Here is a 21,662-nt window from a genome sequence, read left to right on the forward strand (position 1 = left end):
GTCGTAAATGGGTCATAAACTTCTATTTCCGCGCATATAGATGTTTAACAGCTGCAAATTGTCGTCTTATAATTGCATTAATAAATTAATGCAATTATCAATCCCCAATATTTTTTAATACGGCGCTAAATGCGGAAACTTGTAAATACTACGGCTTTGAACTTTATGGGAAAATTTTACGCGGCACTGTTATTTAACATCCTTTTATTTAGCTGTTTGGCCCCGGCTGTTGCACAGCGGCAAATACCTGTAGATGCCGACAAAAAACAGCGGCTGGATGCCCTGTCTGTCCGCTCGCGAGAAAGCTTCAGAACCGGGTATCAAAGGGCACTTTCATTAGCCCCCGCAAATGGATGGACTATCCGCCGTACTACCAAAGCGGGCAACCTGGTTGCGTTGGAGGGTATCAACAGCCACGGCTTCCCCGTGTATTTGATAACACATAATAATACAATTGCGGCAGCAACAACGGGTACAAATACCGTGCAGCCGGGTGGCGCTTTAGGTTTAAATTTAAGTGGCAGCAGCGCATTTTTAAATAACAAACTGGGTATATGGGATGGGGGGCAAGTTTACCAGGCCCATCGCGAGTTTGAAGGTAAAACCATTACGGCCAAAGATAATACCGCCATCCTTGATCACTCTACCCACGTGGCCGGTACCATGATAGCAAAGGGTGTGTACGCCCCTGCAAAGGGAATGAGCTTTGGCGCAACCACGCTGTCTGCCTGGGATTTTGATAACGATGTTTCTGAAATGAGCGCGGCGGCAACAGGTTTGCTGCTTTCTAACCATTCTTACGGTGACGTAGGCGGCTGGGATTATAACAGTAGTGATGCACGCTGGGAATGGTACGGCCTGCCCGGCGATAACGAAGATTATAACTTTGGATTCTATGACTCGCGGGTGCAATCGTTCGATCAGGTAGCCTACAACGCGCCTTACTATTTAATTGTAGAATCGGCAGGTAACAGCAGGTCCAGTAATGGGCCTGCTGTGGGCTCAACATATTACGGGTTCAGTAGCCGCACTAACCCAACTTTTGTAAACAAAGGGCCCCGGCCGGCAACTATAAGCAGTAATAATGGCTACGATATTATCACTACAACAGGTAACGCTAAAAATATATTAACGGTTGGTTCGGTTGGTCCCCTGCCCAACGGGCCGGTTAACCGTACCGACGTTGCTGTATCGTTTTTTAGCAGTTGGGGGCCAACAGATGATGGCCGTATTAAACCGGATCTTGTTGGCGATGGCGAACAGGTATTATCTACAGGTGTGCAGGGCACAAGTTCTTACTTAACCTTGTCGGGTACTTCAATGGCGGCGCCAAATGTTACGGGCTCGTTATACCTGTTGCAGGAGTACTACGCGCAAAAAAACGGGGGTAATTTTATGCGCGCCGCTACCTTAAAAGGTTTGGCATGCCACACCGCGTTTGACGCCGGCAACGTTGGCCCCGATTATATTTACGGCTGGGGTTTGCTGGATATGACCAAAGCCGCGCAAGCCATTACCGATAACGGCGCCAAAAGCATCCTGGATGAAGCGACGTTAACGCAGGGGCAAACCCGCACCTTTAAAGTGACAGCTTCGGGCGTAGGGCCGTTGGCGGTTAGCATCTCATGGACCGACCCCGAAGGTACCCCTACAGCAGGAACAACAATAAACGACCGCACCCCAAAACTGGTAAACGACCTTGACCTGCGCATAGCCGACGAAGCAACCACATACACACCATGGGTATTAACGCCCGATAACCCATCGGCACCAGCCACAAAAGGTGATAATATTAGGGATAACCTGGAGCAGGTTTACATTGCCAACGCTGTACCCGGGAAAGAATACACCATCACCATTTCGCACAAGGGCACGCTTAGGTCCGGCAGCCAGGCGTACTCTGTTATCGTAACTGGTGCAGGTGGTAACCCGTATTGCGCGTCGGCCCCAACATCAACTGCCGATGCTAAGGTTAACAGTTTCTCTCTATCTAACATTAATTACACCGCGCCTGCGGGATGCACTTCCTTTACCGATAATACTGCGCTTTCCGTCCAATTAGAAGCCGGAAAAACTTATCCGTTTAGCATTGCATTGGGCACCTGCGGGGCTAACTTTAACAAAGCCGCCAAAATATTTATAGACTGGAATGGCAACGGGACTTTTGATGCTGATGAACTGGTGGCCACAACAGCTATTGTAAATGCTACAGGCACTATTAGTGGCAATATCGCGGTTCCTGCTACGGTGTCGCCTGGCAATATAAGCCTGTTGCGCATTGTATTGAACGAAACCAACGCGGCGTCAACCATTACCGCATGCGGAACTTATGGTAAAGGCGAGACCCAGGATTACCGCGTGCAATTTTTAAAACCTGCTATTGACGCGGGTGCCATCGCGATAGTAAATTCTGATGCCGGGGTTACCTGTGCGCCGGCCTTAGCCGTTACGGTAAGGCTTAAAAACTATGGCAGCGCGGCCATCAGCAATATCCCGGTTACGGTAGTGGTTTCGGTTAACAGCAATACGGTTAATACTTTTACTGAAACATACACCGGCACGCTAAACCCCGAAGAGGAAACAGATTTTACCCTGAGCGGTAAATTTAACACTACGCCGGGTGCCACTTACACGGTAACTGCCGAAACTAAACTAACCGGCGATCCGCTTGCGTCTAACAATAAAACTACAGGTAACATTAGCATCGGCTTCTCGCCCGAGGTTAGCAATTTATTGGCCTATTTCTGCACGAATACCAAAACGTATTTATTATCGGGCAATGGCGATGGCGAACTGTTCTGGTATAAGTCACTTACTGATGCTATCCCGGTAGGGTACGGTTCGCCGGCAAGTGTTACAGCAGCGCCTGTTAACAATACTTTTTACGCCGGGCTTAATGATTTTAGCGGTAAGGTTGGTCCTGCCAACAAAAATGTATTTGGCGCTGGCGGCTACAACCAGTTTACGCCCGGCATCAAAATAAACACGAAAGTGCCTGTTGTTATAGAGAGCGCCCGCTTGTATATTGGCAACCCTGGCCGGGTTATATTTACGGCTACCAATGTTAATGGCGAGGTGGTATCAACGGTTACGCTAAATGTTACGGCAACACGCACCACCGCCGCTGCAGGCGTACAGCCCGACGATCCTGCCGACCAGGGAAAGGTGTATAACCTTAACCTAACACTGCCGGAAGCCGGTGCCTACACAATAACGCCATCTTACGAAAACAACGCGACTATTTATCGTAACAACGGCGGGGTAACGGGTTATCCATTCACTATTGGTAATATATTTAGTATTACCGGTAACGAGGCAGTATCCGGCACCAGCGAAACGGATACTACCTATTATAAAAACTTTTACTATTACCTGTACGATATGCAGGTGCGCAGCCCCGGCTGTGCCTCGGTAACACGTGTGCCTGTAACTATTACAAAACCGACGATCACCCAAACCGGGGATGTGTTAGCATCTAACATAACTACAGGCAACCAATGGCTGTTGAACGATGAACTGATAACAGGCGCTACCGGCGCCACCTACACGCCGTTGGTAAGTGGTAATTACCAGGTACAAGTTACGCTCGATAATGGTTGCGTGGCAATGTCTGATAAATTCACCTATGCCATTGTAGCCAAAAACCCGGATAAGGGTACAGATATTGGTTTAAGTGTGTTCCCGGTGCCGGCAACAACTTATTTTAATGTGGTGTTTGAGGCCAGGGCTGCAGGTAATCTCGGCATTTCATTACTGAACACTGCAGGGCAAATAGTTTACCAAGCCACGCAAAAAGTAGGTGCAGCAGGTAATTACAGTACGGTAGTAAACACTACCGACAGGCTACCGGGTACTTATCTGCTCAAGCTAAACCTAAGCGATAAAGTGTATTCGAAAAAGATAATTATTGTGAAGTAAACAACAAAGCCTATGCAATCTGCACAGGCTTTGTTGTTATAATGGTAAGGGATGCTTAAAACGTGTACTTTAGTCCCAGGCCCGGCGCAAGGTCAAAGAAAGGACCGGTAGCTAACTCAAGGCGTGGGTTAAGGTCAAGGCTGAAGGCTATTGGCGACTCCTTCAATTTGTATTCTAAACCCAACACACCATCGGCACCAAGTAAAATATGGCTGTCGTTGTAAATGTTATCGTCGCTGCCAAAGCGTTTGTAAACACCTTTACCTACCGAGCCAACGTGCGCGCCAAAACCATAATAAAATTTCAGTAGCGGCGTGTTAAATGCAGGTTGATGTAATTCATATAACCCTGTTAACACCGCGCCATGGTTGCGGAGGCCAAGCACGCCTTCAATTGCGGCGGTGCTGTTCATGAAATATTTAACTGAAATGCCGTTTTCGTAACCGCCAAATTTTAAACCAACGGCAGTATTATAATCTTGCGCCTGCGAAGTTTTGCTGAACAATAAAAACGAAGTAAACAATACTGCGATGAGAGTAAATTTTTTCATAAAAGGTAGTTATTTAGGTGGGTGTTTTGCCTGAAATTTAAAGCTTTGCCACCTGATGTAAATTTTTGCTTTTGCGTAATAAACGGCGAAAATGGCTTTTTGTGTTCTTTTTAAGAAATTTAAAAAGGCTTTATTGATTATGCTGTTGATTTACAAATTGATAATATTGAACCTGCAAGCGTTGCAAATGTGGGTTTAAATGGGTTAAATTGCCAAATATTTACATCTGCATATATGAGCTTCCGGTCGCAGTCATCTTTTAAATTAATCGTAATTATTATATTATTTGGTCAAGTCGCTTATGCGCAGGATCAGCCGCCCATTAACCCCAAATACAAAAATGGGATGGTTGTTTGCGCCTATCCCGATGCAGCTAAAGCCGGGCTTGATGTATTAAAAAAAGGTGGCAACGCGGTTGATGCGGCTATAGCAGTGCAGTTTGCGCTGGCGGTTACCCACCCACAGGCCGGCAACATTGGCGGCGGCGGATTTATGGTGTATCGCCCGGCAAAAGGTGCCTCAAAAACACTCGATTTCAGGGAGATGGCACCCGCAAAGGCAAACGCAGACATGTACCTTGATGCAGCCGGAAATGTGATACCCGATATGAGTTTATACACTCACGAGGCATCTGGTGTACCAGGCGCGGTAGATGGCATGGTGCAGGCACATAAAAAATATGGCAGGTTAAAATGGACAACCTTAGTGCAGCCGGCTATAAATTTGGCTTTCAAAGGGTTTAAAATGACTAAGCGCCTGGCATCAGATATTACCCGTACCGAGGCTGAGTTCAGGAAACTAAATCCGGGTAAAAATTACCTCATTAAAGAAGGTGGTTATAAAGAAGGGGACATACTGATACAGGAAGACCTTGGCAAAACACTGGCCGCCATACGCGATAAAGGCCGCGCCGGTTTTTACGAAGGGCCGGTAGCCGATCTGATTGTTGCCGAAATGAAGGCCGGCAAAGGCCTTTTCACCAAAGCTGACCTAAAGAATTATCATTCGGTATGGCGCAAACCGGTTACGGGGAAATATAAAGGTTACAAGATCATCACTATGCCGCCGCCATCAAGCGGGGGGGTAGCACTGTTACAATTGCTGCGGTCGGTAGAGAGATATCCATTACACCGTTACGGTTTCAACAGTGATAGCACGGTACAATTAATTACTGAGGCAGAGCGCCGCGTATATGCCGACCGCTCTAAATACCTTGGCGACCCTGATTTTTTTAAGGTGCCTGTAGATAGCCTGCTTGCGCCGAAATATATTGCCGGCCGAATGCAAAACTTTAACTGGGATGCCGCTACACCCAGCACCAGCATACAACCCGGTACCTTCATAGGCTACGAAAGCAACCAAACCACCCATTATTCAATCGTAGACAAGGATGGCAACGCGGTTTCTATTACCACCACTTTGAACGATACCTTCGGCTCCAAAATATTTGTGGCAGGCGCGGGCTTTTTGCTAAATAATGAGATGGATGATTTTAGTTCGAAACCGGGCGTGCCAAATATGTACGGTTTAATTGGGGGCAAGGCCAATAGCATCCAACCGGGTAAACGTATGTTATCCAGCATGACGCCTACAATCGTTGAAAAAAATGGAAAATTGTGTATGGTGGTTGGCACGCCGGGCGGCTCTACCATTATTACGTCGGTTTTCCAAACGGTATTAAATGTGATAGAATTTGATATGGATATGCAACAAGCGGTGGCTGCAAAGCGTTTTCATCACCAGTGGCTGCCGGATGAGATCGAAAGCGAGGCCGGTGCCTTAAGTGATACGGTAAAGGCTAAACTCCAAAGAAAAGGGTATAAGCTAACCAACCAGGGTGCAATTGGCCGTGTGGATGCCATTTTGAAAACCAAAACCGGCTATCACGGCGGTGCCGACCCCAGAGGGGATGATACAGCGTTGGGGTATTAATTTGATTGATAGTTGATGGCTTATAGATCATAGCAAAACAGTAATTGCGGTTAATAATTAGTAAACGGTGTGTAATTGTTGCCACCATGAATTATTATCTAAGAACCATCAACTATTCATTCCCCGCTTACCAATCAACTAAAAATCTTATGTTTGTCAAGTTATGAGAAGCAGTGTAAAACACCAGGAAACAATTGATTACTTTTTAAAGATCGTTTGGCAAACTGTTGCTAACCGGTACAACCAGTTAGTTACCGAATTTGGTATTACACAATCTATAGGTTACCTGCTTATAAATATTGAAGAAGAAGGTACAACGGTATCGCAGGCGGCGGCGCTGCTGGGGCTAAAGTCTACCAGTTTATCGCGGATGCTAAACCAACTGGAGCAAACGGGCCTTATCTACCGCGAATCTAATAAAGGCGACAAGCGATCTGTAAAAATATATTTAACCGACCTGGGCAAAGAGAAACGCCAGCTTGCCAAAAACGTTGTAAAACAGTTTAATAACTACCTAAACGCCCATATAAGCGATGCAGATAAGCAGTATTTAACAGATATGCTTAAAAAAATCAACCAGCTTACACTTAATTACAAACCCTGAACGTTAGCATTTAGCAACCGCTAAGTGTTAAAAAGTGTTAAGCTGCTGTAATTGCCATATAAAACAATAAATTTGCCTTTTGAAAATGAACAGGGTACTGCTGATATTATTTTTGAGTGTAGTTTGTTTCTCATCCTGCCAAAAGGGTTACGACTCTTTAGAGGAGGAACGGACACAAGCGGCAAAAGATGATGAAATAATACAGGATTATATAGCCGCTACGCCCGGTTTAAGTGCTAAAATACAGCAGGTAGATAGCGCCGGGATTAAAACCGGTGTTTATTATGTTGAAGAAAAAGCCGGAATAGGTAATGATGTGTTTACAAACTCTACCCGGATAACTATTGATTATACCAGCAAAATACTTACCACGGGATTTGTATTTGGCCAAAGCAATAATTTTCATCCATCGTTTAGTTTGGGTGAAGTTTTAAGGGCCTGGCAACTGGGTATCCCTAATATAAAAAAGGGCGGTAAGATCCGTGTTATAGCAGCATCGCGCTATGCGTACGGCCCTTATGACCAGCCCGAAATTAAATTACCCGCCAATAGTGTGGTTGATTTTGAGATTGAACTTTTAGATGTAACGAACTAATTTTAGATGAAACAAAAGATTTTTACTTTTTTATTAATAGCTGCCGCAGGCCTTACAGCTTGCAAAAAACTTGATAACCAACCGGACATCAGGGAGTATGATAAACAGCAGATTGAACAATACATAAGTGGCAACGGTTTAAACGATTTTATTCAGGACCCAACACCTGACGGTACGGGCACAACCGGCATGTACTACAAGATTTTAACACCGGGCAGCGGCGATTCAATAAAATATGCCGATAAAATATCTATTGTTTATACTTTAAAATCTTTTGATGGCAAGTACACCTCGTCTGACACCATAAGTAACCATATCGAAGAATATTTGGGCCATTTAACTGCCGATAACCTGCCAAAAGGTTTGCAGCTGGCTATACATAACCTGTTGCAATACAGGGGAGGCAGTATGCGTGTACTGATACCATCGCGCCTAGCTTATGGCGTTAACGGTTTTGGATCTGGTAGTATTACCAATGTTAACACGCGTATTGCAGGTAACCAATGCCTTGATTACTATGTACACGTAATTGGCGACCAGCCGGCTTACGATGATATAGTAATAAATAACTATATGGCTGCAAATAGCTTAAAAGGTTATACCAAAGATGCGCTTGGCTATTACTATAAAATTATAACCCCGGGCACAGGTGCTGCCGGCGAGATAAGCGAATTTTCTACCGTAACAGCCACCTACAGCGGTGCATTGTTAAATGGCGTTGCGTTTGATGAATCGAGCAAAACAACGGCTACTACCTTAACCCCTTATAACCTTATAGATGGCGTTAAGGATGCCCTTATAAAACATGCAGTTACCGGTACTTCAATTTCAATACTTATACCATCGCCTTTGGGTTACGGTACCGCGGCACAAAACAGCATCCCTTCAAATTCGGCACTAAGGTTCGAGTTCCAGGTAACTAAGGTTGAGTAACGGGCTGCTATTTATTTAGCGCTTCTTTAAAAACTTGTAAACATCTGTCACGCGCAAAAGCGTGGTCAATAATGGGTTTTGGATACTTGCTGAAGTCGGCATATTCCGGAACCCATTTTTTTACGTATTCCAATTTAGGATCAAACTTCTTAAGCTGGCTATCCGGGTTAAATATCCTGAAGTAGGGCGCGGCATCAGTACCACTACCTGCAGCCCATTGCCAGCCGCCAACGTTGCTTGCCATTTCATAATCTAATAGCTTGCGGGCAAAGTAGCCTTCACCCCAGCGCCAGTCTATCAGCAGGTCCTTACTTAAAAAGCTGGCTACAACCATGCGCACGCGGTTATGCATATAACCTGTGGCATTTAATTCGCGCATACCCGCATCTACCAGTGGGTAACCCGTTTCGCCTTTACACCAGGCCTCAAACTGGGCTTCATCATTTATCCATTTAATGCGATCATACTCCGGCCGGAAGGCATGGTCCATAGTTCGCGGAAAATGATGGAGGATCATCATATAAAACTCGCGCCATATCAATTCGTTCAGCCATGTTTTTTCATGCGCTTTGTGTGCATCGCGTGCGCATCGCCTTATGCTAACTGTACCAAAACGCAAATGCACCCCAACATGCGAGGTGCCCGTGATAGCGGGGAAGTCGCGGTTTTTGGCGTAATCTTCAATTACCTTATCGTATTCTTTTTCGGGGTAGTCTATTTCACTTTTAACAAAACCCATATCCTTTAAAGTGGGCAGAGCGGGGGCCTTAAATTTGTACAGGTTTTTCAAATATTTTTCAGACGGATAAGCCTTCAGGTAAAACGGTTTCAGCTTTTGGTACCACTTGTTTTTGTAAGGGGTGTAAACCGTGTAGGGTTTGCCGTCGTCTTTCGTTACTTCGTCTTTCTCAAAAATTACCTGGTCCTTATAGGTTTTAAATTCGATGCCTTGTTTTGCAAGCTGCTCTTTTATATCGCCATCGCGGTCTTTGGCGTAAGCCGGTTCATAATCGTGATTGGTGTAAACAGCGGCTATTTTATATTCTTTGATGAGTTTTTTCCAGATATGTTCGGGTTTGTCATAAACTACTAATAGGCTGCTGTTGTGCTCGTGGCATTCTTTATTAACCTCCTCAATAGCTTTGTAAATAAAACTTACGCGGGCATCGTCCTTATCGTCCAGTTTGTCCAGGATCTCTTTATCAAAAATAAAAATAGGCAGCACAGGGTTGCCGCTTTTAAGGGCATAGTACAGGCCGGCATTATCTGCTACCCGTAAGTCGCGGCGAAACCAAAAAATGCTTACAGGGGTATCCTTATCCATAAATTTCTTTTAATGCCGACGCTACATCAGGGTATTTAAATTTAAAACCGGCGTCCTCAATTTTTTGTGCCGATGCTTTCGTGCTGCCTAATACCAGGCTTGCCATTTGCCCAAAAAGTATTTTTATTAAAAACGCAGGTACGTTGGGTGCCCATAACGGGCGGTGTAGTTGTTTTGCAACGGCCACGGTCATCTCTTTGTTGGTAACAGGTAGCGGCGCCACCATATTATAAACGCCGGTAAGTTGTTCATCATCCAAACCATACAAATACATATCAATAGCATCGCGGTGGTGGATCCACGGCACCCACTGCCCGCCCGCGCCCAAGGGCGAACCCACCGCCAGTTTTACAGGCATTGCCAGTTGGGGCAGCGCGCCACCTTCTGCAGTAAGCACCACACCGGTACGGTATTTCACGATTCGCAAATCGAACGCTTTGCCTGCATCAACCGCTTTTTCCCATGCTACGCAGCAGTCGCCAATAAAGTCTTTTGCAGGGGCACTATCCTCGGTAAGCAAGTTCTCGCCACGGTTGCCATAATAGTTAATGCCCGATGCCGATATAACCGTGTTTACCTTGTGTGCTTTATCTTTCATTAACCCGTAAATAAGGCCTATAGATTTGGTGCGGCTCTCCACTATCTCGCGCTTACGTTCATCTGTCCAACGTTTATCGGCAATGCCCGCGCCCGCCAGGTGTATAATGGTATCAACGCCATCTATGCAATGCGGGTCTATCTGCCCTTTGGCAACATCCCACAAAAAGGTTTTTACGTGTAGGTCTTTACCCGGGCTTCGGCTTAAATGGTTTACGGTATGGCCAAGCGCTAACAGTGCTTTAGTTAGTTCCCTGCCTAATAAACCCGAGCCGCCGGTAATGAGGATGTTTTTAGTTAGTTTATGGTTCATAGATCGTAGTTCATGATAGTAAATTATAGTTTATAGTTCATGGTAGGAGTTTGTAGATGATTAGTTCATTGATGAAGTTTTGAAGTCAACTATGAAGCATGGTCTATGAACCCTCCTCAAAATCTGTTATCCGTTTGGCCATCCCTTTAAATATAAAAAGGTGAAATGGCCACATGATGTACCAGTACAGCCTGCCCCAAAGGCCTCTCGGCCTAAAAGTAGCAATTTGGCTCAGGAAGGTTTGGTTGTGGCGCTCAATAATTTTAAACTCCAGCCAGGCCTCGCCGGGCAGCTTCATTTCGGCATAAAGTAAAAGGCGGTTATTTATTTTATCAGCAAGTAACACCCGCCAAAAATCTACCACGTCGCCGGCAGATATGCTTACATTACTGGTGCGCCCGCGCCTGCTGCCCACACCACCAAACAGCTTGTCTAAAAAGCCGCGGATGCTCCAGATCCAATCCCAATAATACCATCCGCGGTTGCCGCCAATAGCCATAATGTTTTTAAGTACCTCGGCGCTGTCGCGATTGAAAGGCTGTTTTACTTTATACTCCAAAGTGCCATTTTGGGGTACCTTTATTTGGTCCATAAATCCCGAGGTCAGATACCCGTTGTTCAGCGCGTCTTTCCAGCTGCTTACTATGGAGTTTTGTTCTATTTTTTCAAACGCCAGTTTAAGTGCATCCTCGTAAGTTAAGCATTGGCGTTTTACCACATTGTCAATATCATGGTTTTTCATGATGGTTTCGTTCTTCATGCTATCTACCAGGCTTTGGGCAAGCGAGTAGCTGGTAGATGTTACAAAGTACAGCCAGTACGACGAGATCTTGGGTGAAAGGAAAGGTATAGTAACGATGTAACGCTTTAGCTTACGTACTTTGGCATAAGTAAGCATCATTTGTTTAAAGGTGAGCACATCCGGCCCGCCTATGTCATATGTTTTCTGGAACGTTGCCTCGTTCAAAAGCACGCCTTCCAAATAACCTAATACATCCCGGATAGCAATTGGCTGGCATTTGGTATTTACCCAGCGCGGCACAGTCATAATGGGGAGTTTCTCCGTCAGGTCACGAATTATCTCGAACGATGAACTACCTGAGCCGATGATTATGGCGGCACGTAATACTGTTAGGGCTACCGTACTTTCTCTTAATACATCTTCTACATGCCTTCGCGATAGCAAATGATTAGATAAGTTGGCAGCATTTGTGATTCCGCTTAGGTAAACAAGTTGCTTACAGGTTGTTTTATTGAGCGCTTTTACAAAATTATGTGCCGATAGCGCTTCCAACTTGGAAAAATCATCAGCCTGTGCCATGGAGTGTACCAGGTAATAAGCTGCATCAATATCTTCGGGAATGGCTTCAATGCTTTCTTCCTTAAGAAGATCGCCGGTTAGCAGGGTTACCCTGTCGCTGTAATCGTTCTGTTCATGAAAGCGGCGTTTATCACGTACCAGGCATACAACGGTATGTCCCTTCTCCAATAAAACGGGGATAAGCCTTGTGCCAATGTATCCGTTAGCTCCTGCAAGTAGCACTTTCATGTAGGTGCAACAACGTTTTTGGCGGGGTGTTTTAAATTGCTGTTTATAGGCGCGAATGCCAGGAAGCTACAGGAACTTCCTCTTAATAGGTTTGTAACAAGTTTGTTAGCTATTAAAAAAATATCAAGCCGTGTAAACTTTTTATGGCATACCAATGTTAAGTATATATTAAGAAAAAGTATATAGAGAGATGTTTACGCACAGTTTTAAATTGATTTTGATTTGTAGTACAGTTACTATTGTTGTTTTATTGGCAGCTTATGCTGTTTATTGCCAAAGCAAGGCACGTTCGTTTGCAAACACGGGCAGGTTAACAGATGTTCAGGATTGGTCCATGAGGGCCACCCTAAGCTGGATAGCGACCTTTGTTATTTCATTTGCTGCGGTAACACCGTTCCTTCTTGATTAGACCAATTATTTACCCGGCAATATATGCCGGCGATATATTATAGCTTATTGGAGTTTGATTTTTTTAAAGGTAACGGTTGCACGCAAATCTAAGTGCAGCTGGTTGACGTTTATGTAGTTAGCGTATAGTTATAAACCAGATGTTAAATCTTAATTTTCGGCTCATCGTAATTTGCTTGCTGGCAACATTAGTTGTTTGTGCTGCTGGTTATGGTATCTACAGCCGTAAAAAATACCAGTCTTATTTAGGTAGTGGCCGCGTAACCGATATACAGTCGTGGTCTGCAAAGGCGTCTATAAGTTGGGCAATAAGCATTATACTTTCTTTGATCATCGTAGCACAAATTATTATCGAAGAATAAAAAGTTGCTAAAATTCCCCCATTAGTTTAATATTTCCCGCCGCTATATATTATGATACGTAACCCTTGCCGTGTAATACCCGTATAGATACTGTAAGGGTTTGTTAAGTTGGTAATAGCTAACTATAAAGTTTTGCCTCTTTGTTATCATATTAGATGAACAAATAACCCTTGCTGAATTAAAACTATGTTAACACAAGATTTTCAACGATTAATTATTTGCTTTTTCTGTGTTGTTTTTGTTTTGCTGATCGCATTTGGCGTGTATTGCCGCCACCGCTCAAACTCTTACATCGGCACCGGCCGAATTGCTGAAATTGAGACTTGGTACCTGCGTGCAAATGTTGCTTGGGTATCAACAGCCTGCCTTTCGCTTGGGGTAGTTATTACGTTTATTTAATTCCCTTTATAATTCTATTTAGCCGGCTAATTCCTCTATATGTGGTTTATAAGAAGCTGTGTTTACGCGTGCTTGTAACTCGTGCAAAATATTGTACAAGCCAAAGTTGGTACGGTTTACATAGATGAAATGTTTAACACCACGTGCCTGTTTAAACTCGGGCATTTTAGCAACTTTTTCGCCGAAACCAAACAGATCGTCAAAAAACTCTTTCTTACCAAAATCAAATGTGTTGGTGATGTATGGCTTGGCAAACAGGCTTATCATTTGTTTAAACATATTGTGATAAAAGTCGATCTGCGCCGGGGTATCGTTAGGCAATATCATTTCCAGTTTCCTGAACGCTTTGATAGTTTCTTCCTTATTTTCGAATAGGTCTGTCGAAGTAAGCGCGAAGAACGGATAGTAAAAATCATCGGGCATTACTTTAATACAGCCAAAGTCGATACAACCCAATTTACCCTCAGGGGTTATCAGGAAATTGCCTGGGTGGGGGTCGGCATGTACGGCGCGCAGTTCGTGCTGCTGGTAATTGTAAAAATCCCAAAGCGCCTGGCCTATTTGGTCGCGTAGTTCTTGGGAAGGATTGGTAGCTAAAAACTCTTTTAAATGCTGCCCTTCCAGCCAATCCATAGTGATGATGCGTTTGCTGGAGAGGTCGGGATAGTACCCCGGGAACACAACATTGTTAAGATTTTTGCAGGCTATAGAAAATTCGATAGAGCGGCGTACCTCCAGTTTGTAATCTGTTTCTTCTAACAGACGTTCTTCTACCTCGCTCATATAAACGTTAAGTTCCTTCTCGCTCATGCCCAGCATCCGGAATGCAAATGGCTTTACCAGTTTCAGATCAGATGAGATAGAATCACCCACGCCCGGGTATTGAATTTTTACCGCTAATTTTTTACCATTCAGTTCTGCTTGGTGCACCTGGCCTATAGATGCGGCGTTGGTAGATCGGATGTTGAATTTATCGTAGATCTGGTCGGGGTTTTTGCCAAAGTATTTCTTAAACGTTTGTACAATAAGCGGCCCCGATAAAGGTGGTGCGTTATACTGCGACTGCGTGAATTTATCCACGTATGCCTGCGGCAGCAGGTTTTTATCCATGCTTAGCATCTGCGCTACTTTAAGCGCGCTGCCTTTAAGTTCGCTAAGCGATTGGTAGATGTCTGTAGCATTATCCTCATTCAACTGCGATTTATCCAACTCGGGGTTGAAAAGTTTTTTAGAGTAATGCTTAATATAGTTACCACCAATTTTGAAGCCTGTTTTTACAAACTTGGCGCTGCGTTCAACCTTGCTGGTGGGGATGCTGTTTTGTTCGTTAGAGGTATTCTCGCTCATGTTAATCTTTCTCAAATAGTGCGGCCATCTTATGCAGATCTATGTCGGCATAATCATTAATTACCAGTTCGGCCAATTTGGTAACGGTTTCTGCTGGATGCGCCGTGGTAATACCTACCACCTTCATACCCGCGTTGCGGCCAGCCTTTAGGCCCGAAATTGAATCTTCAAACACCGCACATTTTTCGGGGCGGGTATTTAAATGTTCGGCAGCCTTTAAAAAAATCAGTGGTGAAGGTTTAGGCTCGTTTACCATACTGCCGATAATTATGGCATCAAAGTATTTGCGGATAGGTATCGTGCCGAATATAAATTCCACATCATCCATATTTGATGATGTAGCCAAAGCCATCTTAACACCAGCGTTTTGGAGGTCGGTTAAAAACGTTTCAAGGCCGTTTATTGGTAGTAAAAAAGGCTTAAAAGCTTGCTCATAAAAGTCCTTTTTTTCTTTAATAAGTTGCTGCATTTTCGCCTCATTTGTCTCCTCGCCAAAATACTTTTTCAAGGTATTTAAAATGGGGACACCACTAATGCCACTCAGGTAAGTTTCTCTGCTCAAATCGGGCATATCATACTTTTTAAAAAGCTGCTGCCAGGCTTGGTAGTGGTAGGGCGTATTGTCTATCAACGTGCCATCCATATCGAATATGGCGGCAATCCCCTCTAAATCTCCCCCAATAGGGGAGACTTTATTATTATTATTGTTCATTTGTATTTATAAGCCCTCCTTTCGGGGAGGGTTTGGGTGGGCTTATTAAAACCCCATCTTCTCCTTTAACCCGCCATTCTTTGCTAAAAACTTACCGTACTCAAACAGGTTATCTATCGGCGAGCGTTGGAACAAATCGAAAGTTACGTTAACACCTTTTTCGATAGCTTCATCCGTCCTTTCAAATCCGGTAGAATTATCTTTTACCCAGAAATTTAGCACGAAACCAAACTGTACCCAAAGGGCATCTTTATAGCGCTTGCTGAAAAATTTACGGTCGCTTAGTTCCTGGCTTTCTATGCCTTCATTCAAAATGGTTTCCGCAAAGTTTTCAAAAATCTCTTTGGTTGGCTCCAATACCTTTGGCGTACCTAAGCTGCGATGCTTTCTTATGCTGTAAACGGCAAAGCTGCGGTTGCTTTTCAACAGCTCGAAAAAGCTGTAGAAAAAAGATAGTGCTTTCTCGCGCGATGAATATTGCGCCCAAATTTCCTGCGCACGCACTTCACTTAAGGTTTTTAGGACAAGATCTGCCCATACGCTTTGTTCAACCGCGTCGAATGATCCAAAGAAACGGTAAAATTCTTCCTCGGCCATTTCATTCTTTTTAGCAAATACATAAACCGATTTTGGCTGTTGGCCTTCGGTCAATACATAATCTATATACGCTGTTTGGATGCTTTCTGTTGTTGCCATAATATTGGTTTTACACTATAAAATTAAGGATAATCTCAATCTCATTTGTCATTCTTATCTATAATTTAACGGTTGATTTACAACCATATTTTACAGTGGCCTTAAGTTACCAAGGCCACCGTCTATACCGATGATCTGTCCGGTAAGCCAGCCGCTGTGGTCGCTCAATAAAAACTGGGTTGCAAGGGCAATATCATCCGGTGTGCCAATTTTACCAAGCGGGTGCCTTTTGGCTGATGCCTCACGTTTTTCATCAGTGCTTAGCAGGTTTTTAGCGAGTGGCGTATCGGTTAATGACGGCGCAATGGCGTTAACCCGGATCTGGTTTGAAGAGAACTCGGCCGCTAATGAGAGTGTCAACCCTTCTATCGCGCCTTTTGCCGCCGCGATACTTGCGTGGAACGGTAACCCCGCTTTTGCCGCTACGGAACTATAAAGCACGATACTTGCGCCACCGGCACCCTTCAAAGCCTTAAGGCTTAGCCTGATGATCTCGGCAGCACCCATTACATTCAGTTTATAATCGTTTAAAAAATCATCTTTTGTCAGGCGCTGAAATGGTTTTAGGTTGATGCTTCCTACCGAGTAAACTAACCCATGAATTACTTGCGGTAACCGGTTCTCAATACTACTCAAATCACCCAAAACATCTGCCTGGATATGCGTTACACCCTCAGGCCAGTCATTTGCGGGGTTACGCGATATGTTAAATATGTTTGCTCCCTGTATTGCCAAATGCTTTACCAATGCCAGGCCTATACCACTGCTGCCACCCACCACAACAACATTTTTATTTTTTAAACTCATATATAGTATAACAGTAATCGTTGCTATTTGTTATCTTGATAATATGGCCAGAACATTGAAAGAAAACCTCCCTGCAAAGCTTTGCCCGGTGTGTAAACGGCCGTTTACGTGGCGAAAAAAATGGGCAAAATGTTGGGATGATGTCAAATATTGCAGCGAACGGTGCAAGGGAAATAAATAATTACCATTTTTGTAATCAATCTAAATAAGTTTAGATTAGTTGTTCATATGAGTGATAAAGTTATACTGGTTTGGTTTAGGAATGATCTGCGCATACATGATAATGAAATATTATCCGAAGCCGTGCGCCGTGCCGACCGAGTATTGCCCGTATATATTTTTGACCCATTCTACTTTAAAACCAGTGCTTTAGGCGCGCAAAAAACGGGCAGTTTTCGTGCGCGTTTCCTGTTAGAAGCCGTTGCCGATCTTAAGAAAAACCTGCAAGCTTTTGGTGCCGATCTCATCATCCGCACCGGCGACCCTGCCGAGGTGCTTACCCAATTAGCCGAGGAATACCAGGTAAGCGAAGTGTACCATCACCGCGAAGTTGCACCCGATGAAACCGATGTATCTGAAAGGGTGGAGGCCGCCTTATGGAAAATGAAGCTCAATCTGAAGCATTTCATCGGGCATACCATGTACCATAAGGAAGACCTGCCATTCCCCATAAAAGATATCCCGGACAGCTTTGTAACCTTTAAAAAGAAGGTTGAACGTGATAGCACGGTAAGGCCAAGTGTGGTTAGTCCGGAGCAAATTATTGTACCCGAAATTACTGAGGCGGGCGAGTTGACTACACTTGCAGACCTGGGCGTACCCGAACCCATTGACGATGCCCGTGCTACTGAAAAGTTTACCGGTGGCGAAACTGCAGCGATAAAACAATTGCATGCTTATCTTGAAAATTGCATCCAAAACCAGGGCAAGGCGGTGCGTACTGCCGACTGCAATTCATCGGGATTAGGCCCATGGTTAGCGGTTGGTTGTATCTCCCCAAGGCAGGTTTACTGGGAAGTTGTTAACTATCACCGCGACCGCCACCTCACCAATACCGACCCGATAATGCTGGAACTTTTGTGGAGGGATTACTTCCGCTTTATGTTTAAAAAGCACGGGCAAGAATTTTTCAGGTCGGAGGGTTTTGGCGATGTTCCGGATACTGCCGATAATCAGGACGAACTCTTTGAAAAATGGAAAAATGGCGAAACCGGGGTCCCATTTATCGACGCAGCCATGCATCAGCTGAATGCTACGGGTTATATTACCAATTACAGCAGGCAGGCTGTTGCAAACTATTTAACTAAGGAGTTACAGGTAGACTGGACAAAAGGTGCCCTGTATTTTGAAGAGAAACTGATAGACTATTCGCCGGCAAGTAACTGGGGTAATTGGGCCTTTGTTGCAGGCGTAGGCAACGATATTAAAGGCAACCGTTTTTTTAACGCCGCCAAATCAACAGACCAGCTGGATAGCAAAAGCGATTATATTGATACGTGGCTCCCTGCCGCGGCATACCCTGTTAAAGCCTAATATTACAGGCGTATTACGCAACAATTGGCATGATATATCGTATAAATATTATGAACCCTTTTGAACAATTCACTATAATTATAGGGCTACTTGCAATATTGCTTGAAGGGGCGTCCTATCTGCGCTATTTTGCGCGTAAAATTCTCCGTACGGGTTCAAAACATACCGGTTAGTTTTTTTTGGAGATTTTATCTTAAACTAATTGCATATATTTTCAGCATTTGGATGTATAATGCTTAATTTTGCTACCGTTTCAAAACATTGGTTGCTCATGGATCGCCTAAATTATATAAATAACGCTAACGCCGCTTACATTGATACCCTTTACGAAGCTTATAAACAAGACCCCGAGTCGATAGATTTTGGCTGGCAAAAGTTTTTTGAAGGCTTCGATTTTGGTAAGGATAACCAGGCAGCACCTGCAGCGTCAGTTGCCACGCCGGAAAATTTGCTAAAAGAGATCAATGTGATGAACATGATAAATGGATACCGTACACGTGGCCATTTATTCACTAAAACAAACCCCGTGCGCGAACGCCGCAAGTACTTTCCGGGTAAAGAATTAGAAACTTTTGGCTTAAGCGAAGCCGACATGGACACCGTATTTAATGCAGGTGTTGAAGTTGGCTTAGGCCCCGCCAAGTTGCGGGATATCCGCGGGTTATTAGAACAAACCTATTGCCAGGCCATTGGTGCCGAATATACTTACATCCGTAACCCTATAAAACTAAAGTGGTTTGAGGACAGGATGGAAACCAAGCGCAATACCCCAAGCTTTAATGCCGACGAGAAAAAGCAAATGCTTGCCAAGCTAAACGAAGCGGTAGTGTTTGAAAACTTTTTAGGTACCAAATTCCTGGGACAAAAACGTTTCTCGTTAGAAGGTGCCGAGGCTTTGATTCCCGCGCTTGATTCGGTTATTACAAAAGGATCTGAATTGGGTTTAGAGGAATTCATCATCGGTATGGCCCACCGCGGTCGGTTGAACGTGCTTACCAATATAATGGAGAAAACCTACCAGGAAGTGTTCACTGAGTTTGAAGGCAAAAATTTCGATTCAGAATCACCTTTTGGCGGCGACGTTAAATACCACCTGGGTTACTCGACAGATATCGAGACCAAACAAGGTAAAAAAGTACACCTGAGCCTTTGCCCCAACCCATCGCACCTAGAGGCGGTTGACCCGGTTGTGGAAGGTATCACGCGTTCAAAAATTGATTTTAAATACAATGGCGATCATTCAAAGATAGCCCCTATATTAATACATGGTGACGCATCTGTAGCCGGGCAAGGAATTGTTTACGAGGTTTTACAGATGGAAAAACTGGACGGTTACCGCACCGGTGGTACCATTCACCTGGTGATCAACAATCAGATAGGTTTTACCACCAACTATAAAGATGCGCGTTCTAGTACTTACTGTACCGATGTTGCAAAAACAGTGCTTTCGCCTGTGTTCCACGTAAACGGTGACGATGTTGAAGCATTGGTTTACGTTGTAAACCTGGCAATGGAATACCGCCAGGTGTTTAACGAGGATGTGTTTATCGATATTCTTTGTTACCGCCGTTATGGCCACAATGAGGCGGATGAGCCTAAGTTTACCCAGCCGGTGTTGTACAAAGCTATTGAAGCGCACCCTAACCCGCTACAGATCTACAGCAAAAAACTCATAACGGAAGGCACTATAGACGATAAGTATGTGAAAACACTGGAGAAAGATTTCCGCGGCGAATTACAGAAAATGCTCGACGACGCCAAGGCTTCGGATAGGTTTACCGATACCATCCCAATGTTTGAAGGCGCTTGGAGTGGCCTGCACTTAGCTAACCACAGCGAACTGATCAGCGCGATTGATACATCGGTAAGCAAAGAAAGCATTATCGAAATTGGTAATAAACTGACGGTTTTGCCAACAGGTAAACAGTTCTTCAAGAAAATTGAGAAATTGTTCCAGGACCGTAATGCTATGGTTAACAAAACCGGCGTATTCGATTGGGCAATGGGCGAGCTGCTTGCTTATGGTACATTATTGAAAGATGGTTTCCCGGTAAGGTTGAGTGGTGAAGATGTTAAACGCGGTACGTTCTCGCATCGCCACGCGGTATTAACCCTGGCCGATTCTGAGGATGAATACACCCCGCTGGAAACTATCGACACCCAGGCAAAACTGAGCATATTTAACTCGCTGCTGTCCGAGTATGGTGTGTTAGGTTTCGAATATGGTTATGCTTTGGCTAACCCTAATGCCTTAACTATTTGGGAAGCCCAATTTGGCGATTTCTTTAACGGTGCACAGATCATTGTTGACCAGTACATTGCCAGTGCCGAAACAAAATGGCAGCGCGGTAACGGTTTGGTAATGCTATTGCCGCACGGTTACGAAGGCCAGGGCCCTGAGCATTCATCGGCACGTGTGGAGCGTTTTTTAGAGCTTTGCGCGGACGATAACATCCAGGTGGCTAACTGTACTACGCCTGCAAACTTCTTCCATATATTACGGAGGCAGATGAAACGCAGTTTCCGTAAACCGCTCATCATCTTTACACCAAAAAGTTTATTGCGCAGCCCTAACTGTGTGTCGCCGATGGCCGATTTTACCGATGGTAAATTTTACGAGCTGATAGACGACAACTACGTTGACGCTAAAAAAGTAAAACGCGTATTGCTTTGTACCGGTAAGGTTTATTATGATCTGTTAGAGAAACAACAGACAGATAAACGTAAGGATGTTGCCATTGTACGCGTGGAGCAGTTATACCCAACCCCGATACAACAGATCCTGAAAATAAAAGCTAAATACGATAAGGCCACCGAATTTATCTGGGTGCAGGAAGAGCCGGAAAACATGGGCGCGTGGCCATATATTTGCCGCAAGTTCCATAATGACAAATTGATGAACCTGAATGTGATCTCTCGTTTAGAGGGGAGCAGCACAGCCACCGGTTTTGCCAAACAACATGCCGCGCAACAGCTGCATATCGTGTCAAAAGCGTTTGAAGCACCTGCAGGCAAAGCGGTTAAAGAAACCATCAAAAAAACAACAGAGAAAATGGCTAACGCAGGGGCAGATTGATACTGAT

18 protein-coding genes are annotated in these 21,662 nt (G+C 44.5%); 10 read left to right on the forward strand and 8 right to left on the reverse strand.

Features of this window, described 5'->3' with window-relative positions:
* The first annotated feature begins 129 nt into the window (after positions 1 to 129).
* Positions 130 to 3,918 carry a S8 family serine peptidase gene (locus ABIB39_RS07060; RefSeq protein WP_354428515.1) on the forward strand — a complete coding sequence of 1,263 codons (3,789 nt, stop codon included), beginning with the start codon at positions 130 to 132 and terminating at the stop codon, positions 3,916 to 3,918.
* 55 nt (positions 3,919 to 3,973) lie between these two features.
* Here the strand turns inward: ABIB39_RS07060 and ABIB39_RS07065 are convergent, their stop codons facing one another.
* Entirely contained in the window at positions 3,974 to 4,468 is a 495-nt protein-coding gene (locus ABIB39_RS07065; protein ID WP_354428517.1) for a hypothetical protein, read from the reverse strand.
* 234 nt (positions 4,469 to 4,702) lie between these two features.
* Between ABIB39_RS07065 and ggt the strand changes: the two genes are divergently transcribed.
* The 4 genes from ggt (at position 4,703) to ABIB39_RS07085 (ending at position 8,532) form a co-directional block, all read left to right on the forward strand.
* Entirely contained in the window at positions 4,703 to 6,400 is a 1,698-nt protein-coding gene (ggt, locus tag ABIB39_RS07070; protein ID WP_354428519.1) for a gamma-glutamyltransferase, read from the forward strand.
* Between the two features lie 163 nt (positions 6,401 to 6,563).
* Positions 6,564 to 7,004 carry a MarR family winged helix-turn-helix transcriptional regulator gene (locus tag ABIB39_RS07075; RefSeq protein WP_354428521.1) on the forward strand — a complete coding sequence of 147 codons (441 nt, stop codon included), beginning with the start codon at positions 6,564 to 6,566 and terminating at the stop codon, positions 7,002 to 7,004.
* Between the two features lie 85 nt (positions 7,005 to 7,089).
* Positions 7,090 to 7,599 carry an FKBP-type peptidyl-prolyl cis-trans isomerase gene (locus ABIB39_RS07080; RefSeq protein WP_354428523.1) on the forward strand — a complete coding sequence of 170 codons (510 nt, stop codon included), beginning with the start codon at positions 7,090 to 7,092 and terminating at the stop codon, positions 7,597 to 7,599.
* Positions 7,600 to 7,605: 6 nt separating this feature from the next.
* On the forward strand, positions 7,606 to 8,532 hold the full coding sequence (locus ABIB39_RS07085; RefSeq protein WP_354428524.1) for an FKBP-type peptidyl-prolyl cis-trans isomerase: 927 nt from the start codon (positions 7,606 to 7,608) through the stop codon (positions 8,530 to 8,532).
* Between the two features lie 7 nt (positions 8,533 to 8,539).
* Here the strand turns inward: ABIB39_RS07085 and ABIB39_RS07090 are convergent, their stop codons facing one another.
* From ABIB39_RS07090 to ABIB39_RS07100, 3 genes are all read right to left on the reverse strand, one after another.
* A complete protein-coding gene (locus ABIB39_RS07090; protein ID WP_354428525.1) occupies positions 8,540 to 9,856 on the reverse strand; it encodes a cryptochrome/photolyase family protein in 1,317 nt (438 codons plus the stop codon).
* Complete coding sequence (locus tag ABIB39_RS07095; RefSeq protein WP_354428527.1) at positions 9,849 to 10,766, reverse strand: TIGR01777 family oxidoreductase; 918 nt, start codon at positions 10,764 to 10,766, stop codon at positions 9,849 to 9,851. Before ABIB39_RS07095 ends, ABIB39_RS07090 begins: the two co-directional genes overlap by 8 nt.
* Before the next feature lie 103 nt (positions 10,767 to 10,869).
* Positions 10,870 to 12,315, reverse strand: coding sequence for an SDR family oxidoreductase (locus ABIB39_RS07100; RefSeq protein ID WP_354428529.1), 1,446 nt, complete (start codon positions 12,313 to 12,315; stop codon positions 10,870 to 10,872).
* Between the two features lie 548 nt (positions 12,316 to 12,863).
* Between ABIB39_RS07100 and ABIB39_RS07105 the strand changes: the two genes are divergently transcribed.
* On the forward strand, positions 12,864 to 13,085 hold the full coding sequence (locus ABIB39_RS07105; RefSeq protein ID WP_354428531.1) for a hypothetical protein: 222 nt from the start codon (positions 12,864 to 12,866) through the stop codon (positions 13,083 to 13,085).
* A 186-nt stretch (positions 13,086 to 13,271) separates the two neighbouring features.
* Positions 13,272 to 13,484, forward strand: coding sequence for a hypothetical protein (locus tag ABIB39_RS07110; RefSeq protein WP_354428533.1), 213 nt, complete (start codon positions 13,272 to 13,274; stop codon positions 13,482 to 13,484).
* A gap of 18 nt (positions 13,485 to 13,502) precedes the next feature.
* Here ABIB39_RS07110 and ABIB39_RS07115 read toward each other — a convergent pair whose 3' ends face one another.
* The 4 genes from ABIB39_RS07115 to ABIB39_RS07130 all read right to left on the reverse strand — a co-directional run bounded on the left by ABIB39_RS07115 (position 13,503) and on the right by ABIB39_RS07130 (position 17,046).
* On the reverse strand, positions 13,503 to 14,831 hold the full coding sequence (locus tag ABIB39_RS07115) for an ABC1 kinase family protein (RefSeq protein ID WP_354428534.1): 1,329 nt from the start codon (positions 14,829 to 14,831) through the stop codon (positions 13,503 to 13,505).
* A 1-nt stretch (position 14,832) separates the two neighbouring features.
* On the reverse strand, positions 14,833 to 15,543 hold the full coding sequence (locus ABIB39_RS07120; RefSeq protein WP_354428536.1) for an HAD family hydrolase: 711 nt from the start codon (positions 15,541 to 15,543) through the stop codon (positions 14,833 to 14,835).
* Between the two features lie 45 nt (positions 15,544 to 15,588).
* On the reverse strand, positions 15,589 to 16,239 hold the full coding sequence (locus ABIB39_RS07125; protein ID WP_354428538.1) for a TetR family transcriptional regulator C-terminal domain-containing protein: 651 nt from the start codon (positions 16,237 to 16,239) through the stop codon (positions 15,589 to 15,591).
* A gap of 90 nt (positions 16,240 to 16,329) precedes the next feature.
* Positions 16,330 to 17,046: an SDR family NAD(P)-dependent oxidoreductase gene (locus tag ABIB39_RS07130; RefSeq protein WP_354428539.1), complete on the reverse strand. Its 717-nt coding sequence runs from the start codon at positions 17,044 to 17,046 to the stop codon at positions 16,330 to 16,332.
* A gap of 43 nt (positions 17,047 to 17,089) precedes the next feature.
* On the opposite strand from ABIB39_RS07130, the gene ABIB39_RS07135 reads away from it, so the two are divergent.
* The 3 genes from ABIB39_RS07135 (at position 17,090) to ABIB39_RS07145 (ending at position 21,655) form a co-directional block, all read left to right on the forward strand.
* Positions 17,090 to 17,227 carry a DUF2256 domain-containing protein gene (locus ABIB39_RS07135; RefSeq protein WP_354428540.1) on the forward strand — a complete coding sequence of 46 codons (138 nt, stop codon included), beginning with the start codon at positions 17,090 to 17,092 and terminating at the stop codon, positions 17,225 to 17,227.
* Between the two features lie 47 nt (positions 17,228 to 17,274).
* Positions 17,275 to 18,579 (forward strand): DASH family cryptochrome, encoded by a 1,305-nt coding sequence (locus ABIB39_RS07140; RefSeq protein WP_354428542.1) that lies wholly within the window; start codon positions 17,275 to 17,277, stop codon positions 18,577 to 18,579.
* 271 nt (positions 18,580 to 18,850) lie between these two features.
* The gene (locus ABIB39_RS07145) at positions 18,851 to 21,655 is read left to right on the forward strand and encodes a 2-oxoglutarate dehydrogenase E1 component (RefSeq protein ID WP_354428544.1); all 2,805 of its coding nucleotides are present in this window, start codon (positions 18,851 to 18,853) and stop codon (positions 21,653 to 21,655) included.
* The last annotated feature ends 7 nt before the right edge of the window (positions 21,656 to 21,662 follow it).

Origin of the sequence: Mucilaginibacter sp. UYP27 (assembly GCF_040547175.1) — a bacterium.
Taxonomy (GTDB): Bacteria; Bacteroidota; Bacteroidia; order Sphingobacteriales; family Sphingobacteriaceae; genus Mucilaginibacter.

Excerpts from the sequence above, each read along its gene's own strand:
- ABIB39_RS07060 (WP_354428515.1), top strand. The coding sequence starts at position 130 with ATGCGGAAACTTGTAAATACTACGGCTTTGAACTTTATGGGAAAATTT.
- ABIB39_RS07065 (WP_354428517.1), bottom strand. The coding sequence starts at position 4,468 with ATGAAAAAATTTACTCTCATCGCAGTATTGTTTACTTCGTTTTTATTG.
- ggt (WP_354428519.1), top strand. The coding sequence starts at position 4,703 with ATGAGCTTCCGGTCGCAGTCATCTTTTAAATTAATCGTAATTATTATA.
- ABIB39_RS07075 (WP_354428521.1), top strand. The coding sequence starts at position 6,564 with ATGAGAAGCAGTGTAAAACACCAGGAAACAATTGATTACTTTTTAAAG.
- ABIB39_RS07080 (WP_354428523.1), top strand. The coding sequence starts at position 7,090 with ATGAACAGGGTACTGCTGATATTATTTTTGAGTGTAGTTTGTTTCTCA.
- ABIB39_RS07085 (WP_354428524.1), top strand. The coding sequence starts at position 7,606 with ATGAAACAAAAGATTTTTACTTTTTTATTAATAGCTGCCGCAGGCCTT.
- ABIB39_RS07090 (WP_354428525.1), bottom strand. The coding sequence starts at position 9,856 with ATGGATAAGGATACCCCTGTAAGCATTTTTTGGTTTCGCCGCGACTTA.
- ABIB39_RS07095 (WP_354428527.1), bottom strand. The coding sequence starts at position 10,766 with ATGAACCATAAACTAACTAAAAACATCCTCATTACCGGCGGCTCGGGT.
- ABIB39_RS07100 (WP_354428529.1), bottom strand. The coding sequence starts at position 12,315 with ATGAAAGTGCTACTTGCAGGAGCTAACGGATACATTGGCACAAGGCTT.
- ABIB39_RS07105 (WP_354428531.1), top strand. The coding sequence starts at position 12,864 with ATGTTAAATCTTAATTTTCGGCTCATCGTAATTTGCTTGCTGGCAACA.
- ABIB39_RS07110 (WP_354428533.1), top strand. The coding sequence starts at position 13,272 with ATGTTAACACAAGATTTTCAACGATTAATTATTTGCTTTTTCTGTGTT.
- ABIB39_RS07115 (WP_354428534.1), bottom strand. The coding sequence starts at position 14,831 with ATGAGCGAGAATACCTCTAACGAACAAAACAGCATCCCCACCAGCAAG.
- ABIB39_RS07120 (WP_354428536.1), bottom strand. The coding sequence starts at position 15,543 with ATGAACAATAATAATAATAAAGTCTCCCCTATTGGGGGAGATTTAGAG.
- ABIB39_RS07125 (WP_354428538.1), bottom strand. The coding sequence starts at position 16,239 with ATGGCAACAACAGAAAGCATCCAAACAGCGTATATAGATTATGTATTG.
- ABIB39_RS07130 (WP_354428539.1), bottom strand. The coding sequence starts at position 17,046 with ATGAGTTTAAAAAATAAAAATGTTGTTGTGGTGGGTGGCAGCAGTGGT.
- ABIB39_RS07135 (WP_354428540.1), top strand. The coding sequence starts at position 17,090 with ATGGCCAGAACATTGAAAGAAAACCTCCCTGCAAAGCTTTGCCCGGTG.
- ABIB39_RS07140 (WP_354428542.1), top strand. The coding sequence starts at position 17,275 with ATGAGTGATAAAGTTATACTGGTTTGGTTTAGGAATGATCTGCGCATA.
- ABIB39_RS07145 (WP_354428544.1), top strand. The coding sequence starts at position 18,851 with ATGGATCGCCTAAATTATATAAATAACGCTAACGCCGCTTACATTGAT.